This is a genomic window from Parasphingomonas frigoris, assembly GCF_036663815.1.
Classification (GTDB): Bacteria; Pseudomonadota; Alphaproteobacteria; order Sphingomonadales; family Sphingomonadaceae; genus Sphingomonas.
In genome coordinates, this window is sequence record NZ_JAXOJQ010000053.1 from 1 (window position 1) to 1,300 (window position 1,300).

General features: G+C 67.7%; 1 protein-coding gene and 1 pseudogene. Both read left to right on the top strand.

Annotated features, from left to right (window positions below; genetic code table 11):
* Positions 1–224: 224 nt before the first annotated feature.
* On the top strand, positions 225–578 hold the full coding sequence (locus tag U1872_RS22380; RefSeq protein ID WP_332744263.1) for a YraN family protein: 354 nt from the start codon (positions 225–227) through the stop codon (positions 576–578).
* A gap of 253 nt (positions 579–831) precedes the next feature.
* Positions 832–1,300: pseudogene (locus U1872_RS22385) on the top strand (hypothetical protein); the annotation flags it as partial.

The window sequence follows — 1,300 nt, forward strand, 5'->3', positions numbered from 1 at the left end:
TGACGGCGCCCCGCACGGCCTGACGATCACGGAGAGCGATCGCTTCACCAACGACCTGCTGACCTTCCTGGGTCGGTAAACACTTGATCGGAAGCCGACCACACTTCTTGCCCCTCCCTGGAAGGGAGGGGTCGGGGGTGGGTCGGCTTCCGCATATTCCAACGGTCGTGGCCAAAGCCGGCCAACCCACCCCCAACCCCTCCCTTTCAGGGATGGGAGCAGGCATGCGTGACCGCCGTTCCGCAGAGATTGCCGGGCGTCGCGGCGAGCGGCTGGCGGGGTGGTGGCTGCGGCTGAAGGGGTGGAGTATACTCGATCGCCGGGTCCGCACGCCCGCTGGGGAGGTCGATCTCGTAGCGCGAAAGGGAAACCTGATCGCCTTCGTCGAGGTCAAGACCCGCGCGACCGCCGCAGAACTCGACTTTGCGATCGACGAACGCCGCCTCGCCCGCGTCGCGGCGGCGGCGGAATATCTGATGTCGCGCTATGCCGGGCCGGGCGACGACATTCGCGTCGACGTGATCCTGCTCGCGCCGGGTACGCGGCCGCGGCACATCGAGAATGCCTGGATCGGGTAGCAACCCGCAAAGCTTCCGTCATCCTGACGAAAGTCAGGACCCAGGGTACCAATCGCAGCGCTCTTGGCTCCGGGTCCCGACTGTCGTCATAATGACGGGGAGTTATACCAGCCGACCAATCAGGTCGGGCAAGCCGTCTCGTTTCGGTCCTATTTCGCTTGACGCAAGCACTCGCCCCATCGAAGGGCGCGTCGGTCGCGAGGTCCGGCGCTTCGGATTTCGCGGATCGAAGCCACCGGTGCAGGACCCGCGAATGTCGATCGAACCTGCCGCCCGCCTCACGCAACTCCACATCGCCATTGCAGCCGCCGTGCTCGGCATCGCCTCGCTCGCGCTGTTCTGGCCGGGCACCGCAATGTACGACACCGTCGCGCAATATCGGCAGGTTCTGTCGGGCGTGTACGACGACTGGCATCCGCCGGCCATGGCGCGGGTCTGGGCGCTGCTCGCACCGCTCGGCCCCGGCGCGACGCCGATGCTGGTCCTGCAACTCGGCACCTATTGGCTCGGCCTTGGCCTGATCGCCGCCGCGCTGGCCCGCACCGGCCGCGCTCGCAGTGCCATCGCGATCCTCGCGATCGGACTGCTCCCGCCTTTCCTCGGTTGGCAGAGCGTCGTCCTCAAGGATGCGCAACTCGCCGGCGCGCTGCTCGCCGCGGTTGGCATCATCGGCTGGTGGCGGCTCGCGCGCCGCCCCCTGCCCGGCGCGATGTGGATCCCGG

Bases quoted from the DNA above. Each gene is read 5' to 3' on its own strand.
- U1872_RS22380 (WP_332744263.1), top strand. From the start codon at position 225: ATGCGTGACCGCCGTTCCGCAGAGATTGCCGGGCGTCGCGGCGAGCGG.